Below are 20,227 nucleotides of genomic sequence, written 5' to 3' on the forward strand. Positions count from 1 at the left end.
GTGTGCCGCTCCCCTGTTCAGCATGATATTGGGGCAGTGTGGGGAGGCAGCATGATAAACCACTGTATAAATAACCATACCAGTATGATGGCAGGGTGCCAAGTGTCCGGTGCCACCCTGACGATGGGGGTGACATGGGGGCATCCGGTTCGGGTTGCCTGTTCGTATCTTTTTGTTAAATAACGATCTTGTCGCGATCTATTTGTTAACAAACCCTGGTGACCGAGAGTTTGCACCCTGCTGACTCGGCGTCGTGCCGTGCATAGCTAGCGTGGGAAAGTGCATAGTTAGAAGTGGGTGGCGCAGGAGAAAATGCTGTCAGGCTGCCAGGGGGAAAGTTTTAGCATTATTTCATTTTAAAATCATATGGTTATGGTTATTGCCCTGGCGATATCAACCATTACTTTTACTAATGTCATGTATCAAAATTCGTCAATTGAGGCACCTCCCCGCCCTGACTAAGCTTTGCGCATCAAATCCGAGCCTTGCGCAGAACGAGAGAGAGGAGCCATATCATGGCCAACATGACTTATACCGAAGCCGGTTACCAGCATTCCAGCGAATCGAATCTGGTTGCTCGCGTCAAGATGACCGTCCTGACCTGGCTGGAACGCAGCCGCAGCCGTCGCCAGCTCTCCGAGCTGCCCGCCTACCTGCTCAAGGACATCGGTCTGAACGAAGCCGACCGCTATCAAGAGACCACCAAGCCGTTCTGGCGTGGTTGATCAGCCGGGCATGGATGCCTTGTTTTTCTGCTGATCCCAGGGGCATGCTGCCCGCCTGTCTGCCGAAGACATGCTGTCTTCACCTGCCGATACCCGTTCACCGCTTTCCCTCTTCCGTGTTTCCCCCCGCTTGATCCTGTTGCATGAGTTGTCACTCATTTTCACCATTTTTGTATCCTTACTGTTTGAATTTGTTTAAAAACTGATTTTAAGCCCGGTTGCCTTGCGTATAATCCGGCCATGGCATTCCAGACTAAAGGGTGAGACGGATGATTCCCCAGCATGACTTTTTGGCCCTGACGCGCCGCCATGAGTGGCAGCTCGAGCCTTTCGCCTTCAATCTGACCGACGGTACCCGGGTGAGCGTGTGGGATACCGGCGTGATCTGCCTGGAACCCGCTTCCGAGGCGGGGCAACCCGGGCACAAGGACATCGTCCTCTCCTGCGGCATCCACGGCAACGAGACCGCCCCCATCGAGATCTGCAACCAGTTGCTGACCCGGTTGCTCGCAGAGGAGCTCAAGGTTCGTCACCGGGTGCTCTTCCTCTTTGGCAACCCCGCCGCCATGAACCAGGGGGTGAGGGAGGTGGAAGAGAACATGAACCGCCTCTTCTCGGGCGCCCACAGCAAGGGGGAGGGGCTGTGCAACCGGGAGCGCATCCGCGCCATGCGTCTGGAGCAGTATGTGAGCCGCTTCTTTGCCGACTCGGCCAGGCCCCGTTACCACTACGATCTCCATACCGCCATTCGCGGCTCGCGCCACGAGAAGTTTGCCGTCTATCCCTTCCCCCACGAACGCCCTCACTGCAAGGAGCAGGTACGTTTCCTCGGTGCCTGCGGCGTGCGCACCATACTGCTCTCGAGCGGCCCGACCACCACCTTCAGCTATTACAGCTCGCACCAGCACGGCGCCCATGCCTTTACGGTGGAGCTGGGCAAGGTGCGGCCCTTCGGTGAAAACGACATGACTCGCTTCATCGAGGTGCGCCAGACATTGCAGGAGCTGGTGACCCGGGATGAGGTGGCCCTCGAGCCCTGGCGAGCCGATGACTTCACCCTTTTTGCCATAGATCGGGTGATCAACAAGCAGTCGGAGCAGTTCCGCTTCCTGTTTGCCAGCGATGTGGACAACTTCACCGAATTTCCCCAGGGTTTTGTGCTGGCAGAAGATGGGGATCGGCAATACAGGGTAGAGAAACCGCGGGAGGCGGTGGTCTTCCCCAACGCCAACGTGGCCATCGGACAGCGCACCATGCTGCTGGTGGTACCCACCCGTTTGTGGGAGTGAATTGACGCCTTTTTGTCATGCTGATCCTGCGCCACGGGCGGTGGCAAGCAGCATGGCGGTGATGGGCGTGATCCCGAACTCGATATGACAGGGAGCCTGAACAGGCTCCCTTCTTTGTTTCTGCTCGCCGAAAATTCCGATTACCTTCGAAAATAAAAGAAGTTTCTACTGGTCTTACCTGGATGAATCTCGTTGCCCTTTGGTTAACATGTTGTTTACATTTTAAATGTCACCTCATGGTGGTGACGCTGACAACGGCAAGGAGCCAGTTATGACCCATGTCGACATCCCCTTCCTTCGTTACCTCGATGAGGAGGGGCGCCCGGTCGCGACACTGCCGACCTGGCTGGACAAGGCGATGCTGCACACCTTCTACCGCAACATGGTGATGGTGCGCAGTTACGACAAGAAAGCGATAGCACTGCAGCGAACCGGCAAACTCGGCACCTTTCCCTCCCATCTCGGGGCGGAAGCGGTGGGGATCGGGGTCGGGCTCGCCATGCAGCCAGAGGATGTCTATGTGCCCTACTACCGGGACATGCCCACTCTCTACGTGAGGGGCGTGCCCATGGAGCAGAACCTGCAGTATTGGGGCGGCGATGAACGGGGCAGTCTCTTCTACAAGGCCGATGGCGAGTTGTCGGAAGACTTGCCCATCTGCGTTCCCATCGCCACCCAGATCACCCATGCTGCCGGCATCGCGGCCGCCTTCAAGCTGCGCAACCAGCCCAGGGTCGCCGTGGTGACCATCGGCGATGGCGGCACCTCCAAGGGAGACTTTCTCGAGGGGCTCAACTGTGCCGGTGTCTGGCATCTCCCCATGGTGATGATCATCAACAACAACCAGTGGGCCATCTCGGTGCCGCGCAAGTTGCAGTCGAGCGCGCCCACCCTGGCCCAGAAGGGCATAGGGGCCGGGGTGCGCAGCCTTCAGGTGGACGGCAATGACGTGGTGGCGGTCTATGAGGCGACCCGCGCCGCTGTCGAGCGGGCTCGCAGCGGCAAGGGGCCGACGCTCATCGAAGCCGTCAGCTACCGGCTCGGGGATCACACCACCGCCGATGATGCGACTCGCTATCGTGACGGCGCCGAGGTGGAAGCGGCCTGGGCCAGGGAACCGGTCAAGCGGCTGCGCCAGTTCATGTTTGAACGGGGCTGGTGGGACGAGCAGCAGGAACAGGCGCTGCTGGCAGAGGCGGGCCGGGAAGTGGAACGCGCCGTTGCCGCCTATGAGGCCATCACGCCCCAGGCGCCGGAGACCCTGCTCGATTACCAGTTTGCCGAGCTGCCGAAGGCCTATCTTGCCCAGCGCCAGCGCATCATCGCCAAGGGCATGCAGCAGAGCGGGGAGGGACTATGAGCGATATCACGCTGCTCGAAGCGATCAATCTGGCGTTGCACCACGAGATGGCACGCGATCCTGATGTGGTGGTACTGGGGGAGGATGTGGGGGTCAACGGCGGTGTGTTTCGCGCCACTGTGGGGCTTCGCGATAAATTCGGGTTCAAGCGGGTCATCGATACGCCGCTGGCCGAAGGACTCATCGCCGGGGTGGCGGTGGGCATGGCGACCCAGGGGCTCAAACCCGTGGCCGAATTCCAGTTCCAGGGCTTCATCTTCCCGGGCATGGAGCAGATCATCTGCCAGGCGGCACGGATGCGAAACCGGACCCGTGGCCGCATCACCTGTCCCATCGTTTACCGCTCCCCCTACGGCGCCGGCATCCATTCACCCGAGCACCACAGCGAGAGCGTCGAGGCTCTGTTTGCCCATATCCCCGGGCTGCGGGTCGTGATCCCTTCGAGCCCGAAGCGGGCTTACGGCCTGCTGCTGTCGGCCATTCGGGATCCGGATCCCGTGATGTTCTTCGAGCCGGATCGCATCTATCGCTCCATGAAGTCGGATGTGGTGGATGACGGCGTCGGCCTGCCGCTGGATGTCTGCTTCACCCTGCGTCCCGGCCGGGACATCACTGTGGTGGCCTGGGGAGCCTGCATCCAGGAAGTCATGCGGGCGGCGAATCTGCTGGCGGAGCAGGACATCCAGTGCGAGGTGCTGGATCTTGCCACCATCAAACCCCTGGACATGGAGAGCATCCTGACCTCGGTACGCAAGACCGGGAGGCTGCTGGTGGTACACGAAGCCTGTGGCAGTTTCGGGGTGGGTGCCGAAATCGTGTCCCAGGTGACCGAAGAGGCGATGACTGCCCTCAAGGCGCCGCCAAGACGTCTCACCGGCGTGGATGCCGCCGTCCCCTACTATCGCAACGAGGAGTATTACCTCATCACCGAGCAGGAGATCGCGCAGGCGGCTCGGCAACTGATGGAGAACCAGTGGCTATGACGCACGACAGGTACGGATGCGCAAGTGCCAGGGCCACAGGGCTCCATGGTGTCTGTCAATGTTTGGTGATGTCCCAGCAGAGGGAGAGCAGGTCATGAAATTTTTCAAATTGCCGGATCTGGGCGAAGGACTGGCCGAGGCCGAGATCGTCGAGTGGAAGGTGAGCGCCGGTGATACGGTGCAGGTAGATCAGGTACTGCTGTCGGTGGAGACAGCCAAGGCGCTGGTGGATGTGCCCTCACCGGTGGCCGGGGTCATCGCCAGATTGTGCGGGCAGGAGGGGGACATCCTCCACATCGGGGCACCGCTGGTGGAGTTTGAAGGGGGCGAGGATGACGGCACCGTCGTTGGCAAGGTCAGCGCCCATCAGCAGCATATCGAGGATCATTTCGTGGTGGGGGCCATGGCGCCAGGCGGCACGCTGGTGCAAGCCATGCCAGCGGTCCGTCTGCTGGCGCAAAAACTGGGGCTGGACATCGACAAGGTCAAGGGAACCGGCAGCGCTGGCATGGTGACCGAGCAGGATGTGCAACAGGCGTTCGAGGCCCAGCAGGAGAGCGGCAACGAATTCCTGAAAGGCTCGCGCCGGGCCATGGCCAAGGCGATGGAGCTCTCGCACCGGACTGTGGTGCCGGTGAGCATCACCGACGAAGTGGACTTGCGCCACTGGCGCCCGGATGAAGATGTGACGGTGCGCCTCATCAAGGCGATCGGCGTGGCGTGTCGGGCCGAACCCTCCATGAATGCGTGGTTTGACGGAGAGACCCTGTCGCGGCGTCTATTCAGGGAGGTTAACGTGGCCATCGCGGTCGACTCCAAGCATGGGCTCTATGTGCCCGTGATGGAGAACGTGGCAGAGCGGGACCCGGCTGACATACGGCAGGGGCTGGATCGGATGATCGCCGATGTGAAGGCCCGTGCCGTGCCGCGGGAAATGCTGCAGGGGGCAACCATCACCCTCACCAACTTTGGCGCCATCGCAGGCCGTTACGCCAGCCCCATCGTCACACCACCCCAGGTGGCCATCATAGGAGCGGGCAAGTTGTTCGAGAAGGTGGTGTTCATCCACGGCGAGGCGCGCCCGGTGCGTGCACTTCCCCTGTCGATGACGTTTGACCACAGAGCCTGCACCGGTGGAGAGGCGGCTCGCTTCCTCAAAGCCCTGGTTCAGGCACTGGAGTCGGCACAGGTCTAAACCGCTGTACCCCGCCGCTGGCGGGGTACAAATTTGTTTGCGTAATCGACAAAGGCACGTATAATCTCAACCAGCTTGAAAGGGCGATAGTTATGTCAATGAATATGATGTTTTACATCTTTTCCTGTTGTTCATAAGTAATCCCGTTTTTTGAGCTTTACCCGCTGAAAAGCATAAGTAATTATTTTGAATACAGGTTTAAAGATATGTCTAACATGATCACCGGTACCGTTAAGTTTTTCAACGAAACCAAAGGTTTTGGCTTCATCCAGCAAGAAAACGGCCCGGACGTTTTCGTTCACTTCAGCGCCATCCAAGGTAACGGCTTCCGTACCCTGGCTGAAGGTCAGCGCGTACAGTTCTCTGTGACCCAAGGTCAAAAAGGCCCGCAGGCTGAGAACGTAACTGCTCTGTAATTCTTGCAGAATTTAAGAAAGCCGTGGTACCTCTGGTGCCACGGCTTTTTGTTTTAATGGCTTCATCAATACGCGTCATGACCCTGCTCTCCTCCCTCTTGCTGACCGTGGCGTTGACCGGTCAGGCCAGCACGCCAACGCCGGATCCTGCGGTGAATGATGCCGTGTCTGTGTGTCAACAGTTTGTACATGTTCGCCTGGGAAACGCGGTGAAACCCGATGAGATCAGGGTACAGCCGGTGCCAAAACGGGCGGGAGAGTGGCTGGTCGATGGCAAGATAAAAGGACCCGAAGGTCCTTTGCTGTTTGCTTGTCTGCTGCGACAAGGAGAGCGCTGGGAGTTGCTCAACTTCTCGCTCTGGGCACCACAACCGCTCAATTCGGCTTGAGTGCGACCAGCAGGTGTTGGAGATGCTCCAGCATGGTCATGCCGAAAGGGGTCAGATAGCCGCCATCTGCTGCGGTGATCAGGCCCTGGCTGTGCAGGCGCGCTGCCGCCTGGCAAAGTGCTTCCGACATGTCGCTGCGCAGCTTGATCCCCAGGCTCATGTTGGCCGGATCAAAACACGCCAGTATTTTCAGCTCATTCACAAAATCGTCAGAAACCTGGTTGATCCCACTCATGGATGCACTCCTTACGCTAAAGATGTATGCAACCTAGCATCCCCGGTGCCTCTTTAGTGGGCGCTGGCTCAAACAATTGGCCTTTATCGGGGCCGCTCTGGTTCAAACGCTGCTTTTTTGGACGCTATCTATCACCGGACCGGCTGGATGCAAACGCCCCCAGCAAGGCAAACATGCTAGAATGGCACCCTCGTTCACCCTCATGACCAGGCGTGATGCCAGGTCATCTTGTTCAAGGCGCGTCTCATGATCACTGTTACTCTGGTCTCTCTGCTGCACTCTCTGGGTCCCCGTTTTCCTGTTTATGCTCCCTCCTTGCTGCTCCCTCTCCTGGCGCAACATCAAGGAGATCTCTGGCTGCCGGCCATTCGTGGGGAAGACGTGACAACCCTGCGCCAGCATGGCAAGGATGCCCAGAGTCTGGCTACCTTGTCGGCAGGCTGGTGTGAATTCGCGGCCCAGAGCAAAGAGACGCCGGAGCTCGATGCGCTGGCAAGCTACGATGAGGAGATGCTGGACAACCTGCAGATGTACTGGCGCCACCCGAGCAAGATAAACAGCCCGATCACCGATAACCTGTTCGAGCTGCGCCGCGAGGTGGTGGACGAGGCCCATGGCGGCAAGCTGGTTGCTGCCTGGAGTACCGCCCAGCAAGCACGGCTTGAGCAGATCATGGTGGGGGTTGCTGCGGGGCGGGATCAGCTCTGCTTTGTGGAAGTTGAGTCCGCCTATTGGCTGAGGGAGCGACTGGGTGAGACCGCGGGACTCCGGCTGTTGACCCCCGAGCTGGGGTGAGGCGATGGAAAGACAGATGACCCATTACTCCTGCTGGACAAGGGGTCGGCAAGATGTGAACATGTCGCCCTTTATTGAACGAGAGACTTGACCGATGAGCTATGAACTTAGCGACACCGAGCGCAATGCCGCGCTGCAACTGAACGCCGATTACCGCTTTGATCACTTCATCAGCAAGCTGGTCGAGCACGAAGAGCTGTTTGTCTTGACCGACGAACACGGCGTCATGATGCTGACGACCGAAGAGGAAGACTGCATCCCGGTATGGCCGCATCCCGACTACGCCAAGGCCTGGGCCGAAGGGGAGTGGGCCGAGTGCAAGCCGCAATCCATCACCCTCAAAGTGTGGCTGGATCGCTGGGTGGACGGCATGGAGCAGGATGATCTCTGCGTGGCCGTGTTCCCGACGCCGGATCAGGAAGGCATTGTGCTGGACCCGGCCGACGTCGCCGACGCCATTGCGCAAAAGCAGGCCAAACGCGGCTGAGCGCCCTCTGCCTGGAGCCATCCCGGTTGTAACAAAGACCCCGCCAATGTGCGGGGTCTTTTGTTTTGGGGCTGACGGTGCCAGCTGCCCTATTTTTGCTGGTAGGTGGTATCCGTGATGGTCACTGGCGGGAAGGTCTGCCCCCCTTTGATGGCGGCCCGGGTCTGCGCCTTTGCCGCTTCGTCAATCCAGAGCAGGCCGCCGAAGCTGTAACCCGAGTTGGAGCCGTCGAGGGGCCAGTAGAGCAAGTCGCTCTGGGGGGTTGCCGGCACCTTGGGCAGGCGTATCCAGCGCCAGGCGCCGGCCCGGGTATAGGGCACCTGATAGGCGGGGACGAAGCTGGCGAGCTCATAGAGTCGCTGCTGGATCTGGCGGGAGAGGTCGGCCTTCTTGCCGAAATCGAACGCCTTGTCGTATTGCTCCACCAGGGCCGAGATCCTGTCGTCATCGATGTTCATGATGTTGTTGGTCTGGGGCTTGTTGGCATTGACCCTGTGGAAGTGTTCCCAATAGGCGGGATAACGGCCACCGCTCCAGGCCATCCAGGCACTCTGGTGTTTTTTCTCCAGCATGGATTTGAAGCCGGCAGACGCATCCATCAGATTGAGCTCGAGGTTGAGCCCCGCCTTTTTCGCCTCTTCCCGCAACAGGGTTAGGCGCTGGGCATGTTCCGCCGTGGTGTAGGTGATGCTGAGGGAGAGGGGCTGGCCCTTGTCGTTTCGCAAGATGCCATCCGGTCCGGTCTTGGTAAAGCCGGCCTTGGCAAAGAATTCGCGAGCAAGTGCGGGATCGAAGGGGCGCGCCTTGAGGTCGGTATTGGTGAAATCTCCCTGGCCCGAGCCATAGGTGTTGAGACGCTGGTAGTCCCCCCGCAGCAGGGTCGCGATCATCTTGTCCAGGGCGAGGGCGTGCTGGATGCCGAGTCTGACGTCGAGATTGCTCAGCAAGGGATCGGCGGTATTGAGATAGAGCCCCATGGGGGGCTGAGGCGTCTGGTTGTAGAACCAGAGCCGCTCGATATAACCCTTCTCGAATTCGGCGGTCTTGCTCTTGTCGTGCCACCAGTTGGGCATCACGAGGGGGAAGGTGTCGAGCTCACCGCGCAGGAAGTGCTGCCAGGCGATGTTCTGATCCCTGAGCACCTTGATTTCGATGCGATCCGGATTGAAGCGGTGCTGGAAGTAGCGCTCGTCGTTCCCCCACCAATCCTTGACCCGGTCGAAGGTAACCGACTTGCCCTTCTTGAGCTCGCCAATCTGGTAGGGGCCTGTGACCGGCAGCACCTTCCAGTTGTACTCCTTGACCCAGTTGGCGGTCAGCTTGATGGCGTGGCTGGGCTCCGGGGTGAAGGGGAGAGCTTCGAGCAGATCTTCCCGGCTCTTCTCGGTGCCGCTGGTGATGGCGAGGGTGTGATCGTCAAACTTGGTCACTTCGCTTATCTGGGTGCTGTAGTAGTTGTTGTACCAGGGGTCGTTGATCTCCTTGCTGCGCATCATCTTGAGGGTGAAGACCCAGTCGTCCGCAGTGACGGGCTGGCCGTCCGACCAGCGGGCCTTGGGGTTGATGCGAAAATAGAGTGTCTTGTTATCCGCGCCGAAAGCCCACTGGTTGGCCAGCATGGGGATGGGATTGCGCGTCACGGGATGGGTGCTCAGGAGCGGCAGGTTGGTCTCGCGCACGTAGGCTGCAAAACCGCCGTTGGAATCCGGCCCGTATTTGCGCAAGGTGAGCGGAAAGCTCGACATGAAATCCCGGAAGGTGCCGCCTCGCTTGGCCTCGGGGTCTGCATAGACGGGGTCGGTGTCGTTGCTCTCCCATTTGAGATTGGCCGGCAGGGTGGCACTCCAGCCGAACGGGCTCCAGCAGAAGGGGAGCAGCATGGCCGTGACCCGCATGATGCCTGGTAAAGAGGGGATGATCGAAAATGACGGATGACGCATGTCCTTGCTCTCCTGATGATGGCGTCCTGCCGAAATAACGGGGTGGGCCCAAGAGGGCCTGACCCATGATGGGAAGTTTCCCGGGCGAGGTCAATCCTCGGTTTGGGTCTTCAAGAAGCGCATCTTGCCCCCCAGCAGATGCACCACGAAGCCGAGCAGCACCAGACCCGAGCCCAGCCATTGCAGGGGAGTGGGGTGTTCATCGAGCAGCAGGGCGGCGGCCACCATGCCGACACAGGGTACCAGCAGGGAGAGGGGGGCAACCTGGGCCACCGGATAGCGCATCAGCAGCCTCCCCCACAGGCCATAACCGAGCCAGGTGGCGATAAACGAGAGATAGAGCACGCACAAGACGCTCTGCCAACGGATGTTGAGCAGGCTGCTTGCGATGAGTTCGGGCCCCTCGAACAGCCAGGAGAGCGCGAAGAAGGGCAGGATGGGCACCAGCCCGCCCCAGGCTACCAGGCTCGGCAGAGAGGTGCGATAGCGCAGACCTATCTGGCGATTGATGACGTTGCCAAGGCCCCAGCAGGCGGCTGCGCACAGCGTCAGCACAAACCCGATGAGGGTGAGGTTGCCCTCCCCATGGGTGGCAATGAGATAAAGACCTGCTCCCGCCAGCGGCAGTGCCACCCAGTGGTGGGGCTGCCAGCGCTCTCCCAGCCAGATCATGGCGAACAGCAGGGTGAAGACCACCTGGGATTGCAGTACCAGGGAGGCCATGCCGGCGGGCATGCCGAATTTCATGGCGCAGAACAGGAAGGCAAACTGGCCCAGGCTGATCGCACCGCCATAGGCCAGCAGCCAGCGCCAGGGCATGGCAGGCCTGGGGACCAGCAGAATGGCGGGGAAGACGACTCCGACGAAACGCAGTGCTCCCAGCAGCAGTGGGGGGATGCCTTCCAGCCCCCACTTGATGGCAACGAAGTTGAGTCCCCAGCAGAGAATGACCAGGGCGGCCAGACACTTGTCCTTGGTTTGCATGCAGCATCCTTGTTTGAGCGGCGCCGGCACGGCAGGGCGCCGAAGGGGTCGAGCATACCTGCTACAGGGTGGGCACCGTCAAGGGCGCAGGTGTCTGCCGGGCGAGTGCAGGCGGGCTAAGCTAAAAGTGAGAGCCCGGATTGACGGGCTGGCGTCGATGGCTGATCGGAGGTATTCCATGAGCGACCATACCCTGCTGCCCCATGGTGAAGACTTGCGCCGCGCGGTGCGCTGGCTCAGCGAACACCATCAACACGACATCCGGGCCATCGAAGAGGCCTGCCTGCGCTTCGATCTCTCCCCGCTGGATGAGGAGTTCCTGATTCGCCATTGCCGTGAGCAGCCGCCAACAAGCCGGACAGGTTAGACGAAGTTGGCCAGGTTGATGCCAAACTCCTTGGGGTCCACCGTGCTCTCTATGGTCTCCTGAACCCCGTTTTTGGCGAGATCCAGCCACTGCACCTCGAGATAATGGCGATGGCCTGCGTGATAGATCACCTTGACCACGGGCTTGAGCGGTTGCTGTTCGTTGCGCTGCATCACGATGGCCAGGCGCTGGTTGGAGAGCTGCACCAGGGTACCCACCGGATAGACCCCCATGCACTTGATGAACCTGGTTACCAGGTCGGCATCAAAATGCAGATCAACCCCCTTGAGCAGAATGCGAAACGCCTGGGTTGGCTGCATGCCCTGTTTGTAGACCCTGTCCGCCGTCACCGCATCGTAGACATCGACGATGCCGCTCATGCGGGTGTAGAGGGAGAGCTGATCCCCCTTGAGGCGCCGCGGGTAGCCGGTGCCATCGATCCGCTCGTGATGGTTGGCGGCCACCTCCAGCATGATGGGGGTGATGCCGGCGGTGGCGGCTAGGATGTCGTGGCTGTGGACCACGTGCTCGCGCATCACCTCCAGTTCCTCATCGGTGAGCTTGCCCGGTTTGTTGAGCACCTCGTCCGGGGTCATGATCTTGCCCACGTCGTGGAGCAGGCCACCGAGGGTCAGCTCCTTGAGCACGCTGCGATCCAGCCCCAGGTAGCGGCCGAAGTTCGCCAGGAGGATGGCGACATTCATGGAGTGCTCCATCAGGTAGGCATCCTTGGCACGGATTCGCGCCAGACAGAGCATGGCATCGCCGTGGGTGAACATGGTATCGACCATCTCTTCGGCCACGGCGGCAAGGGGCGTGATGTCGATGGGCTCTCCGGCCTTGAGATGGCGAATGAACTTGCCCTGGAGTTCGCGCGCCTCCTGATAGAGCCGACGGATCTTGAGCTCGCGCCCTTCACCACTGCCGATCTGACGAGAGGAGCCCGCCCCGTTTGTCACCACATCCGCCGGGCTTGCCGTGCCCCCTCCCGGCAGCTTGCTGCGGGCAAGATCCACCCGCACCGTCAGCACGCCGCGCCGGATCAGCGCCTCCACCTGCTGGGGGTTGGTCACCATGCCCGTCTGGGCAATCTCCATGGCGCCGGTCTGGCTGGCAATGGCAATGACGTACATGCCAGGTTTCAACTGGCTGACGGGGATGACGGGGTGAGACTTCGTCGGCTTCATGGGTACATCCTGGGCTTATTATTATGTGTGATGTCGGTCTGCTGACGGCAGTCTATCACTGGCACATCATGGCGTCAGGCGCCATCTTGAGTCCCTGTCGCTTAGTACTGGTGTTGTCGGGTCTGACCGATATAATGTCGCCCCCAATCATGATGGATTCCGAGGTTTTTGCATGCGGCTCGACAAATTTCTTTGCGATTGCTCCGATTTGACCCGTTCCCAGGCGGGCAAGCTGATCCGTCAGGGGGAAGTGCTGGTAGACGGCGTGCTGGTCAAGCAGCCCGCCTTTCACATCAATGAGCAACACCAGATCGAGTTTGACGGTGTGACCTTGACCCTGAACCTGCAGAATCGCTACTTCATGCTGCACAAGCCGGAAGGATATGTCTGCTCCAACGAGGACCCGGATCACGCCACCGTGTTCCACCTGCTCGACGAGCCGGCCATGGGTAAACTGCACGTGGTGGGGCGCCTCGATCTCGATACCACCGGGCTGGTGCTGATCACCGATGACGGCCAGTGGTCCCATCGCATCACGTCGCCCCGGCACGAGTGTGCGAAGACCTACCACGTCTGGCTGGCTGATCCCGTGAGTGAAGAGGCCATCTCGCTCTTTGCCGACGGTATCTACCTGCGCAACGAGAACGACAAGACCCGCCCTGCGGAGCTGGAAATCCTTGACGAGCGGGAAGCACGCCTGACTATCCACGAGGGCAAGTATCACCAGGTGAAGCGGATGTTCGCCGCCATCGGCAACAAGGTGGTCGGGCTGCATCGGGAACGCATCGGCGATCTGGCTCTGGACGATGAGCTGGCACCGGGGGAATACCGGGAGCTGACCGAAGAGGAAGTGGCTCTGTTCTAGGGGCGCGATCGCCTCTCTCCCTGTCCGGCACGGGGGAGCATCGGCGGCTCAGTGCCGCCGATGGGCGTGTTGGTCCTTCCAGCAGGATAGACGGGGCTCCGTTCCCCATTCCCAGCACCAGGGCCGTGCCCAGGGTGGCCAGCAGGGCTCCGGCCCAGGCGGGGAGCGAGGGACGCATCCCCGAGTGCCACCACAGCAAGGGCAGCAGAATGACCGGCGTGGTGGAAGACAAGATGGCCACCATGCCCACATCTCCCTGACGCAGGGCCACCAGGATCAGGGTCATTCCCAGCGTCATCGCCAGAAATCCGTTGATGCCTATCATGCCGAGCACCTGCCGGTTGATGGGGTTGTGCGGCATGGCGAGCGGCAGGCGCAGCGCCCGCAAGACGCAGTGTGCCAAGAGGGCGCTGCCCATGCGCACGCCGGAAGCGCTCACCGCGTCCACGGTGCCGCTCATCATCACCGGCTTGGCGATGATGGCTCCGAGGCTCTGGCACAGGGCTGCGGTGAGGCCAAGGGCTATGCCGACCACGAGGCGGCCGCGCACCTGCTCCCATTCGTTCTGCTGATTGTCGCCACGACGACCAAACAGGATGGCGAGCATGACCCCGGCCAGGACCAGCAAGGCGCCTGGCAGGCGCCAACCATCGAGCCGCTCGCCAAAGAGCCAGAGCCCAAGCAGGGCGGAGAAGAGGGCGTGACAGGAGAAGAGCAGACCGCTGCGCCTGGGGCCGAGCCGGTTCATGCAGGCAAAGAGGGCGGTGTCGCCGACGAAGATGCCGATGAGGCCGGAGAGGGCCAGCAGGGGAAGGGCGCTCTCGGTGAGGGTCTGCCAGCCTCCCGTCACCAGACTTGCGCTGGCCAGCATCAGGCTGACCAGGAACATCCGCCAGCGGCTGTAGGCAAAGGCCCCCAGATGGCGAGCCGGTTTGACAGAGATGAGGGCGGCGATCGCCCATAAACTGGCGGCAGCCAGCGCCAGCCATTCGTAACCCATAAAGACCCCTGAAACGGTAGACGACAACCGGACTTGCAGGCGACACATCGCCCCGGGCCGATTGCCAACGGGGCAGGGGAGTGCGCCTTCTGGCGATTGCGCCCACCCGTGGCGGCCGTGTCGTCATAAAACCTTGAAAAAAAATAGCCCGAAAGACTCCCTCTATCGGGCAGGCCCGATACAATACGGGTCGTCTTCGGGGATAACAAGCGCGGCATGATGCATTCGATTCCAGGCGCGCCGCCGGCCTTCCCCCCATTGCAGTCAAAAGAATTGAACGAGGTTGATGTCATGTTTTACCGTTTCGCCGCCAGGCCAGCCCGCCGCTGGCTCTCTCCCTTGCTGTTCGGGTTGATGGCGGTGCCGCCGCTTCAGGCCACTACCGTGGTGCAGCAGCCCGTGCTGTCGGACAGGCAGACCCTGGTCAAGGGCAATGGCGCCGAACCCGAGTCCCTCGATCCGGCCCTGATCCGCTCCGGTTTCCCGGGGGAGGTGGTGCTGGTGGACCTGTTCGAGGGGCTGGTGAGCGAGGATGGTCAGGGCAAGATAGTGCCCGCCCAGGCCCAGCGCTGGGAGACCAGCGAGGATGGGCTGGTGTGGCGCTTCTTCCTGCGCCCCCAGCTCAAATGGTCCAACGGCGAGCCCCTCACCGCCCGGGATTTCGTCTACGCCTGGCGGCGGCTGCTGAACCCGGCGCAGGCTTCCCCCTCCGCCGGCCTGCTGCTGGCGACCGGCATCAACAATGCCCAGTCCATCTATGCCGGGGCGCTCGACCTCGATGCTCTTGGGGTAGAGGCAGAAAGCGACCAGATCCTGAAAGTGACCCTGGAGCGCCCTGTTCCCTATTTCCTGCAACTGGTCAGCCAGCGCCCCTTCGTGCCGGTCAACGAGCGGGTCATCGCCCAGTTTGGCAAGCAGTGGACCCAGCCAGGCAAGATGGTGAGCAATGGCCCCTACAAGCTGGCGAGCTGGGTGGTGAACGAGCGCATCGAAGCCGAACGCAACCCCCAGTACTGGGATGACGCCCATACCCGGATCCAGCGGGTGACCTACCTGCCGCTCGCTTCCCAGCATGGGGAGCGCCTGCGTTACGAAGCGGGGGAGATCCAGCTCACCAACAAGGTGGCGCTGGAGTACTACCAGAAGACCATGCAGGAGGCACCGGAGCGGATCTGGGGTCTGCCGCTGCTTGGCACCTATCTTTACACTTTCAATCTCAATCGCCCCGAGTTGCAGGATGTGCGGGTGCGCCAGGCGCTCTCCATGGCCATCGATCGCCACCTGCTGACCGAGAAGGTGAGCGGCCAGGGGGAGCGCTCTGCCTGGTCACTGCTGCCCGCCATGCCGGGTTATGACGAGCTGGATATCCCCCTCTCCCGGGAAGACCAGCCGACCCGGTTGGCCCGGGCCGCCGCGCTGTTGGCCCAGGCGGGCTACAACAGCGCCCATCCCCTCAGGCTGACGCTGACCTACAACACGTCGGAGAACCACAAGAAGCTGGCCCTGGCGGTGGCGGCCATGTGGAAACCGCTGGGGGTCGAAGTCTCCCTCAACAACATGGAGTGGAATGCCTATCAGGTGGCCAAGGACAGTGGTGATTTCATGCTGGCTCGTTCATTTTTGTTTGGTGATTATGTCGAGCCGTCGTCCATGCTTGGCAGTTTCCGCTGCCAGGATCCCCAGAACGAGAGCGGCTACTGCAACCCCGCCTTCGATGGTCTGCTGCAGCAGGCCTCCGAGACCCTGGATGCCAACGCCCGGTCCGGGATCTATCATCAGGCCGAGCAGCTGCTGATGGAGGAGGTGCCCGTCATCCCCATCTATCACTACAACCAGATGCGGCTGGTGGACCCGGCACTGCGCGGCTTGCCGAGCCGCAACCTCAAGGGCGCCATCGCCACCAAGGATCTCTATTTCAGCCAGCCATGAGGAGAGTGGAATGAAGATTGCCATTATCTCGGATCTGCACGGCAGTATGACTGCTCTAGAGCAGGTGCTGGCGCAACTCGCTCCCTGGCAGCCTGATCACTATCTGCTGCTCGGGGATCTGCTCAATCACGGGCCGCGCAATCCGGTGCCGGCGGGGTATGATCCTGCTGCCGTGGCGGCAAGGCTCAACCAGCTGGCCCCCCGCATCATGGCGGTGCGTGGCAATTGCGATTCGGAGGTGGACCAGATGCTGCTCCACTTCCCCATCACTGCGCCCTACAACCAGCTGCTGGTGGATGGGCGGCGCTGGTTTGTCAGCCACGGTCATCTCTATGAGCCCGGCAACGTGCCCCTGCCAGCAGGGAGCCTGTTCATCAGCGGTCATACCCATGTGCCTGTGCTGCGCCAGGAGGGAGAGATTTTCCTGATGAACCCGGGGTCTATCTGTTTTCCAAGGGACGAGTGGGTGGCCAGTTATGGGCGCTATGACGAGGGCTGCATGAGCATCCATGCCTGCAAGGATGGAGAAACCCTGATGCAGCTGGTGCTCTGACTAGGGGCTGACAAGGAGAGGAAATCAGAAGGGGGAGAGGAGATCAGGCCTTGATCCCGAAAGAGCGGGTGCCCGAGCGGGTATTGCCCTTGGCGTCATAAGTCAGGGAGCTGCTGTCTCTGAGCTTGCTGAGGAAGCTGGCGAGACGGCGATTGGAGACAATGCTGAGTTCGAGCAGACGACCGTTGAGGTTGTTCTGCTCCTGACAGGCTTCCAGCTTGGCTTGCAGGGCCTGCAATTGGGTCGGGAAGGCGCCCAGCTGTTGCTGCAGGTCGGGTAGCTCCGCTAGAGTCTTGTCCAGCGTCTCGATGGCCACCAGCAGTTGCTGCTTGCGATCGGCGAGTGCCGGCAAGGCAAGGGCCCGGTGAGCCTTGAGCAGGTCGAACTCCTCTGCCAGCAAGCCTTGCATCTGGGAGAGGTTGTCGTCCTGAGCGCGCAGCAGCGAAGGGAGGTCCATCATCCCAACCGTTTATCCAGATCGGCTTCGAAGCTGAACATCTTTCTGGCCACGGCTTCGCTGTTGACCTTGTACTCCCCACTGGCCACGGCCTTCTTCAGGCTCTCGACGCGGCTCTCGTTACCGGTGGAGGCGGTGTTGAGGGTCTTCTGCATGTGTTGCAATTGCTGCGCCTCACTGGTCAAGGAGACAGAGTCGCTCTTGACGGTCGTCGCACGGCTGCTCTCGCTGGAGGTCGCCGACTTGGTGGCTACACCTTGACTGCTTCCGCTGTTTTGCAGGCGGTTGTTAGCCAAGTTGTTGATATTGTTGATAGCCATAAGGTTTACCTTCGTCTGCTTTGCTGTTCGCTTACCTGTATATCGGTGACGGCGGTCAGAACTTTAGAAAAAAATTGCGCAGTGCATTCATGTGTCAGAATGTCACGACCACGGAGCCCACTGCACTGACCTGGCCTTGCACCGTTCTGCCCGAGCGCGTGTTGACAAGCCGGATCATGTCTCCGAAGCTGCCATCTTGCAAGGCGCGGGCCATGGTTTTGATCTGCATGCTGCTGTTTTCGGCGCTCAGGGTGACCTGGTCCCCCTTGCAGACCACGCATACCTGGGTGAGCCTGATTGGCTGACCCGGTTTGAGCTCACGCTTGCTGCGTACCCCGATAAGGGCGGTCGGGTCGGTAAGGTAGTCGCCACGGATCAGGGTCTGGTCCTGGTATGCCAGGGTCAGCATGGGTTCACTCAGAATGTCTCCCTTGGCAACCGGGACGGCGACGGTGACATAGGGTTTCTGGATGCTGACCCGGACCGGTAGATAGAGATCCCAGGATTTCTCTCCCTCGCACTTGAGGTAGACGGTGGTGTTGCGCCGGATCTCCATCCTGGCGGGGAGGGAAATGGTGAGGGCATCTTCGCAGCGCGTGAGGGGGAGGCGTTCGTCAATGGTACCGGCCTTGACGTCGGCCTGTGCATCGAGGGGAATATCGAGCTGGTCGAGCACGAACGCCTGTGCCTGTTCTTGCAGATAGTCGGTGACCTCGGACGCCATGGCGTGAGACAGACTGCAAAACGGCAGTAAGATAAGGAAAAGTCTACTAATCATTTTTGCTTACCGGTCGATAAGTTATTCACGTATACCACCGTAGTTAACTATGCTTGCTCCAGAATTATTCGGTTGTTGAAACAACGATGATCTGATGCAAGCCAATGTGCATGCATAATGACATGCACGATCAGTGCCAAGCATTTTTAGGGAGTGTTTATGGCGAGTATTCTGGACTCGGTCAACCAGCGAACCCAGCTAGTGGGACAAAACAGGCTGGAGCTGCTGTTGTTTCGTCTCAATGGACGTCAAAGATTTGGCATCAACGTATTCAAGGTACGCGAGGTGCTGCAGTGTCCCCCTCTGACCGTCATGCCCAAGCTCAACTCCTGCATTCGCGGCGTGGCACATATCCGTGGCCAGACCATCTCGGTGATCGATCTCAGCATGGCGATGGGCAAGCGCCCCATCCAGGACCTCTCCAAGTGCTTCATCATCATCTCCGAGTACAACCGTTCCATTCAGGGTTTCCTGGTCCACTCGGTCGAGCGCATCATCAACATGAACTGGGAGTCCATCCTGCCGCCACCCAAAGGGGCTGGTCGCATCAACTACATGACGGCGGTGACCGAGGTAGATGGTGAGCTGGTGGAGATCCTGGACGTGGAGCGCATTCTCAACGAGATCTCGCCGGTCTCCACCGAGGTGTCCACCGAACTGGTGGAAGCAAGCGTGGAGCGCAATCCTCACGGGCGTCCCGTGCTGGTTGCGGACGACTCTTCGGTTGCACGCAAGCAGGTTCAACGGGCACTGGAAGCTATCGGGGTGCAGTGCGTGCTGGCCAAGGATGGACGGGAAGCGCTCAACATGTTGCTGGAGATGTCCAAGAACGGTCCCATCAAGGATCAGATAGCCCTGGTCATTTCGGACATCGAGATGCCGGAGATGGACGGTTATACCTTCACCGCCGAGATCCGCAACAATCCCAACCTCAAGGATTTGCATGTTATCCTGCACACTTCCCTCAGTGGGGTGTTCAATCAGGCCATGGTGCAGAAAGTCGGAGCGAACAATTTCATTGCCAAATTCCAGCCGGATGAATTGGCCAAGGCCGTACAAGGCGCTCTCTAATCAAGAAGAACAACTGCATGAAGACACTTTCGGACGACTTATACAGGCAATTCAGCAATTTTCTGGCGCAACAGAGCGGCATAGTGCTGGGTGACAACAAACAGTATCTGGTCAAGAGCCGCCTGTCGCCCTTGATGACTCAGTTTGGTATCGAGAGTCTGTCTGATCTGGTCACCCGGGCGATGAGCGTGCGCGAGCGGGAGCTCAAGATGGCGGTGGTCGATGCAATGACCACCAACGAGACCCTGTGGTTTCGCGATACCTATCCGTTCCAGCTGCTGAGCGACAAGATTTTCCCGGAGCTTGGCAAGAGCGGTCGTCCCATCAAGATATGGTCTGCCGCCTCTTCATCCGGGCAGGAACCCTACTCCATCGCCATGACGGCGCTGGAGCAGCAAGTCAAGCGGCCGGGTACCTTGCCGGGCGGGGTGCAGATAGTGGGGACCGATATCTCCAGCACCATGCTCAACCAGTGCAAGGAGGGGGTCTACGATAGCCTGGCGCTGGCTCGCGGGCTCTCCCCCGAGCGCAAGCGACTCTTTTTCGAACCCTGTGGCGACAACAAGATGCGGGTGGTGGAGCGTGTCAGAAAATTGACCAGCTTCCGTCCCCTCAACCTGCTGGAGAGCTACAGCCTGCTCGGCAAGTTTGACATCATCTTCTGCCGCAACGTGCTCATCTACTTTGCGCCCGAAGTGAAATCCAAGATCCTCAACCAGTTCGCCAGCAGCCTCAATCCTGGCGGCTACCTGATGCTGGGGGCCTCCGAGTCTCTGGCCGGCCTCACCGACAAGTTCGAGATGATCCGCTGCAACCCCGGCATCGTCTACAAGGTCAAATAACCCCGCTCAATACCCTCTTGGCACACCTCTTGCTAAATATTCATGAAGCAGGAGGTGTGC

The 20,227-nt window shown here is 60.2% G+C and carries 22 protein-coding genes and 1 pseudogene; 15 read left to right on the forward strand and 8 right to left on the reverse strand.

All coding sequences use genetic code 11. The annotated features are described in order from the left end of the window. The first annotated feature begins 515 nt into the window (after positions 1–515). The 7 genes from AB5Y80_RS11125 (at position 516) to AB5Y80_RS11155 (ending at position 6,357) form a co-directional block, all read left to right on the forward strand. Entirely contained in the window at positions 516–725 is a 210-nt protein-coding gene (locus tag AB5Y80_RS11125) for a DUF1127 domain-containing protein (RefSeq protein WP_010675316.1), read from the forward strand. 269 nt (positions 726–994) lie between these two features. After that, the gene (gene astE / locus AB5Y80_RS11130) at positions 995–2,014 is read left to right on the forward strand and encodes a succinylglutamate desuccinylase (RefSeq protein WP_010675315.1); all 1,020 of its coding nucleotides are present in this window, start codon (positions 995–997) and stop codon (positions 2,012–2,014) included. Between the two features lie 271 nt (positions 2,015–2,285). Then, positions 2,286–3,374, forward strand: a complete 1,089-nt coding sequence (pdhA, locus tag AB5Y80_RS11135; protein WP_319903967.1) for a pyruvate dehydrogenase (acetyl-transferring) E1 component subunit alpha — start codon at positions 2,286–2,288, stop codon at positions 3,372–3,374. Beyond that, entirely contained in the window at positions 3,371–4,357 is a 987-nt protein-coding gene (locus AB5Y80_RS11140) for an alpha-ketoacid dehydrogenase subunit beta (RefSeq protein WP_104453142.1), read from the forward strand. Before pdhA ends, AB5Y80_RS11140 begins: the two co-directional genes overlap by 4 nt. Before the next feature lie 94 nt (positions 4,358–4,451). Continuing rightward, positions 4,452–5,552, forward strand: a complete 1,101-nt coding sequence (locus tag AB5Y80_RS11145; RefSeq protein ID WP_010675312.1) for a dihydrolipoamide acetyltransferase family protein — start codon at positions 4,452–4,454, stop codon at positions 5,550–5,552. Between the two features lie 206 nt (positions 5,553–5,758). Beyond that, positions 5,759–5,968 (forward strand): cold-shock protein, encoded by a 210-nt coding sequence (locus AB5Y80_RS11150; protein WP_005302803.1) that lies wholly within the window; start codon positions 5,759–5,761, stop codon positions 5,966–5,968. Positions 5,969–6,045: 77 nt separating this feature from the next. Then, positions 6,046–6,357, forward strand: coding sequence for a hypothetical protein (locus tag AB5Y80_RS11155; RefSeq protein ID WP_111736037.1), 312 nt, complete (start codon positions 6,046–6,048; stop codon positions 6,355–6,357). Here AB5Y80_RS11155 and AB5Y80_RS11160 read toward each other — a convergent pair. Continuing rightward, complete coding sequence (locus tag AB5Y80_RS11160) at positions 6,344–6,592, reverse strand: TIGR02647 family protein (RefSeq protein ID WP_010675310.1); 249 nt, start codon at positions 6,590–6,592, stop codon at positions 6,344–6,346. The two genes, AB5Y80_RS11155 and AB5Y80_RS11160, sit on opposite strands and share 14 nt — an antisense overlap. 246 nt (positions 6,593–6,838) lie before the next feature. Here AB5Y80_RS11160 and AB5Y80_RS11165 point away from each other — a divergent pair, with 246 nt between their 5' ends. Next, complete coding sequence (locus AB5Y80_RS11165) at positions 6,839–7,387, forward strand: hypothetical protein (RefSeq protein WP_010675309.1); 549 nt, start codon at positions 6,839–6,841, stop codon at positions 7,385–7,387. Between the two features lie 94 nt (positions 7,388–7,481). After that, a complete protein-coding gene (locus AB5Y80_RS11170) occupies positions 7,482–7,874 on the forward strand; it encodes a DUF2750 domain-containing protein (RefSeq protein WP_010675308.1) in 393 nt (130 codons plus the stop codon). Between the two features lie 89 nt (positions 7,875–7,963). Here AB5Y80_RS11170 and AB5Y80_RS11175 read toward each other — a convergent pair whose 3' ends face one another. Both AB5Y80_RS11175 and AB5Y80_RS11180 read right to left on the reverse strand, forming a co-directional pair. Further along, entirely contained in the window at positions 7,964–9,814 is a 1,851-nt protein-coding gene (locus AB5Y80_RS11175; RefSeq protein WP_368172934.1) for an extracellular solute-binding protein, read from the reverse strand. Between the two features lie 90 nt (positions 9,815–9,904). Beyond that, the gene (locus tag AB5Y80_RS11180; protein WP_201925841.1) at positions 9,905–10,798 is read right to left on the reverse strand and encodes an EamA family transporter; all 894 of its coding nucleotides are present in this window, start codon (positions 10,796–10,798) and stop codon (positions 9,905–9,907) included. Positions 10,799–10,976: 178 nt separating this feature from the next. On the opposite strand from AB5Y80_RS11180, the gene AB5Y80_RS11185 reads away from it, so the two are divergent. Beyond that, positions 10,977–11,165 (forward strand): hypothetical protein, encoded by a 189-nt coding sequence (locus AB5Y80_RS11185; RefSeq protein WP_010675305.1) that lies wholly within the window; start codon positions 10,977–10,979, stop codon positions 11,163–11,165. Here the strand turns inward: AB5Y80_RS11185 and AB5Y80_RS11190 are convergent. Further along, positions 11,162–12,352, reverse strand: a complete 1,191-nt coding sequence (locus AB5Y80_RS11190) for an HD-GYP domain-containing protein (RefSeq protein WP_041213169.1) — start codon at positions 12,350–12,352, stop codon at positions 11,162–11,164. The genes AB5Y80_RS11185 and AB5Y80_RS11190 overlap by 4 nt on opposite strands. 172 nt (positions 12,353–12,524) lie before the next feature. Between AB5Y80_RS11190 and rsuA the strand changes: the two genes are divergently transcribed. After that, entirely contained in the window at positions 12,525–13,217 is a 693-nt protein-coding gene (gene rsuA, locus AB5Y80_RS11195) for a 16S rRNA pseudouridine(516) synthase RsuA (RefSeq protein WP_039040228.1), read from the forward strand. Positions 13,218–13,326: 109 nt separating this feature from the next. On the opposite strand, the pseudogene AB5Y80_RS11200 reads toward rsuA, so the two are convergent. Beyond that, positions 13,327–14,217: pseudogene (locus AB5Y80_RS11200) on the reverse strand (DMT family transporter); the annotation flags it as partial. A gap of 291 nt (positions 14,218–14,508) precedes the next feature. On the opposite strand from AB5Y80_RS11200, the gene AB5Y80_RS11205 reads away from it, so the two are divergent. Continuing rightward, positions 14,509–16,146: a peptide ABC transporter substrate-binding protein gene (locus AB5Y80_RS11205; RefSeq protein WP_368172935.1), complete on the forward strand. Its 1,638-nt coding sequence runs from the start codon at positions 14,509–14,511 to the stop codon at positions 16,144–16,146. A gap of 10 nt (positions 16,147–16,156) precedes the next feature. Beyond that, a complete protein-coding gene (gene yfcE, locus AB5Y80_RS11210) occupies positions 16,157–16,699 on the forward strand; it encodes a phosphodiesterase (RefSeq protein WP_323898006.1) in 543 nt (180 codons plus the stop codon). 43 nt (positions 16,700–16,742) lie between these two features. Here the strand turns inward: yfcE and AB5Y80_RS11215 are convergent, their stop codons facing one another. The 3 genes from AB5Y80_RS11215 to flgA all read right to left on the reverse strand — a co-directional run bounded on the left by AB5Y80_RS11215 (position 16,743) and on the right by flgA (position 18,176). Further along, complete coding sequence (locus AB5Y80_RS11215; protein WP_039040232.1) at positions 16,743–17,159, reverse strand: flagella synthesis protein FlgN; 417 nt, start codon at positions 17,157–17,159, stop codon at positions 16,743–16,745. Next, a complete protein-coding gene (gene flgM / locus AB5Y80_RS11220) occupies positions 17,156–17,476 on the reverse strand; it encodes a flagellar biosynthesis anti-sigma factor FlgM (RefSeq protein WP_368172936.1) in 321 nt (106 codons plus the stop codon). Before flgM ends, AB5Y80_RS11215 begins: the two co-directional genes overlap by 4 nt. A 94-nt stretch (positions 17,477–17,570) precedes the next feature. Further along, a complete protein-coding gene (flgA, locus tag AB5Y80_RS11225) occupies positions 17,571–18,176 on the reverse strand; it encodes a flagellar basal body P-ring formation chaperone FlgA (RefSeq protein ID WP_039040281.1) in 606 nt (201 codons plus the stop codon). A 237-nt stretch (positions 18,177–18,413) separates the two neighbouring features. Here flgA and AB5Y80_RS11230 point away from each other — a divergent pair, with 237 nt between their 5' ends. Further along, positions 18,414–19,325 carry a chemotaxis protein CheV gene (locus tag AB5Y80_RS11230; RefSeq protein WP_010675296.1) on the forward strand — a complete coding sequence of 304 codons (912 nt, stop codon included), beginning with the start codon at positions 18,414–18,416 and terminating at the stop codon, positions 19,323–19,325. 17 nt (positions 19,326–19,342) lie between these two features. Beyond that, positions 19,343–20,167: a protein-glutamate O-methyltransferase CheR gene (locus AB5Y80_RS11235; RefSeq protein ID WP_010675295.1), complete on the forward strand. Its 825-nt coding sequence runs from the start codon at positions 19,343–19,345 to the stop codon at positions 20,165–20,167. The last annotated feature ends 60 nt before the right edge of the window (positions 20,168–20,227 follow it).

This window comes from Aeromonas sp. R2-1, assembly GCF_040908425.1.
Lineage (GTDB): Bacteria > Pseudomonadota > Gammaproteobacteria > Enterobacterales > Aeromonadaceae > Aeromonas > Aeromonas caviae.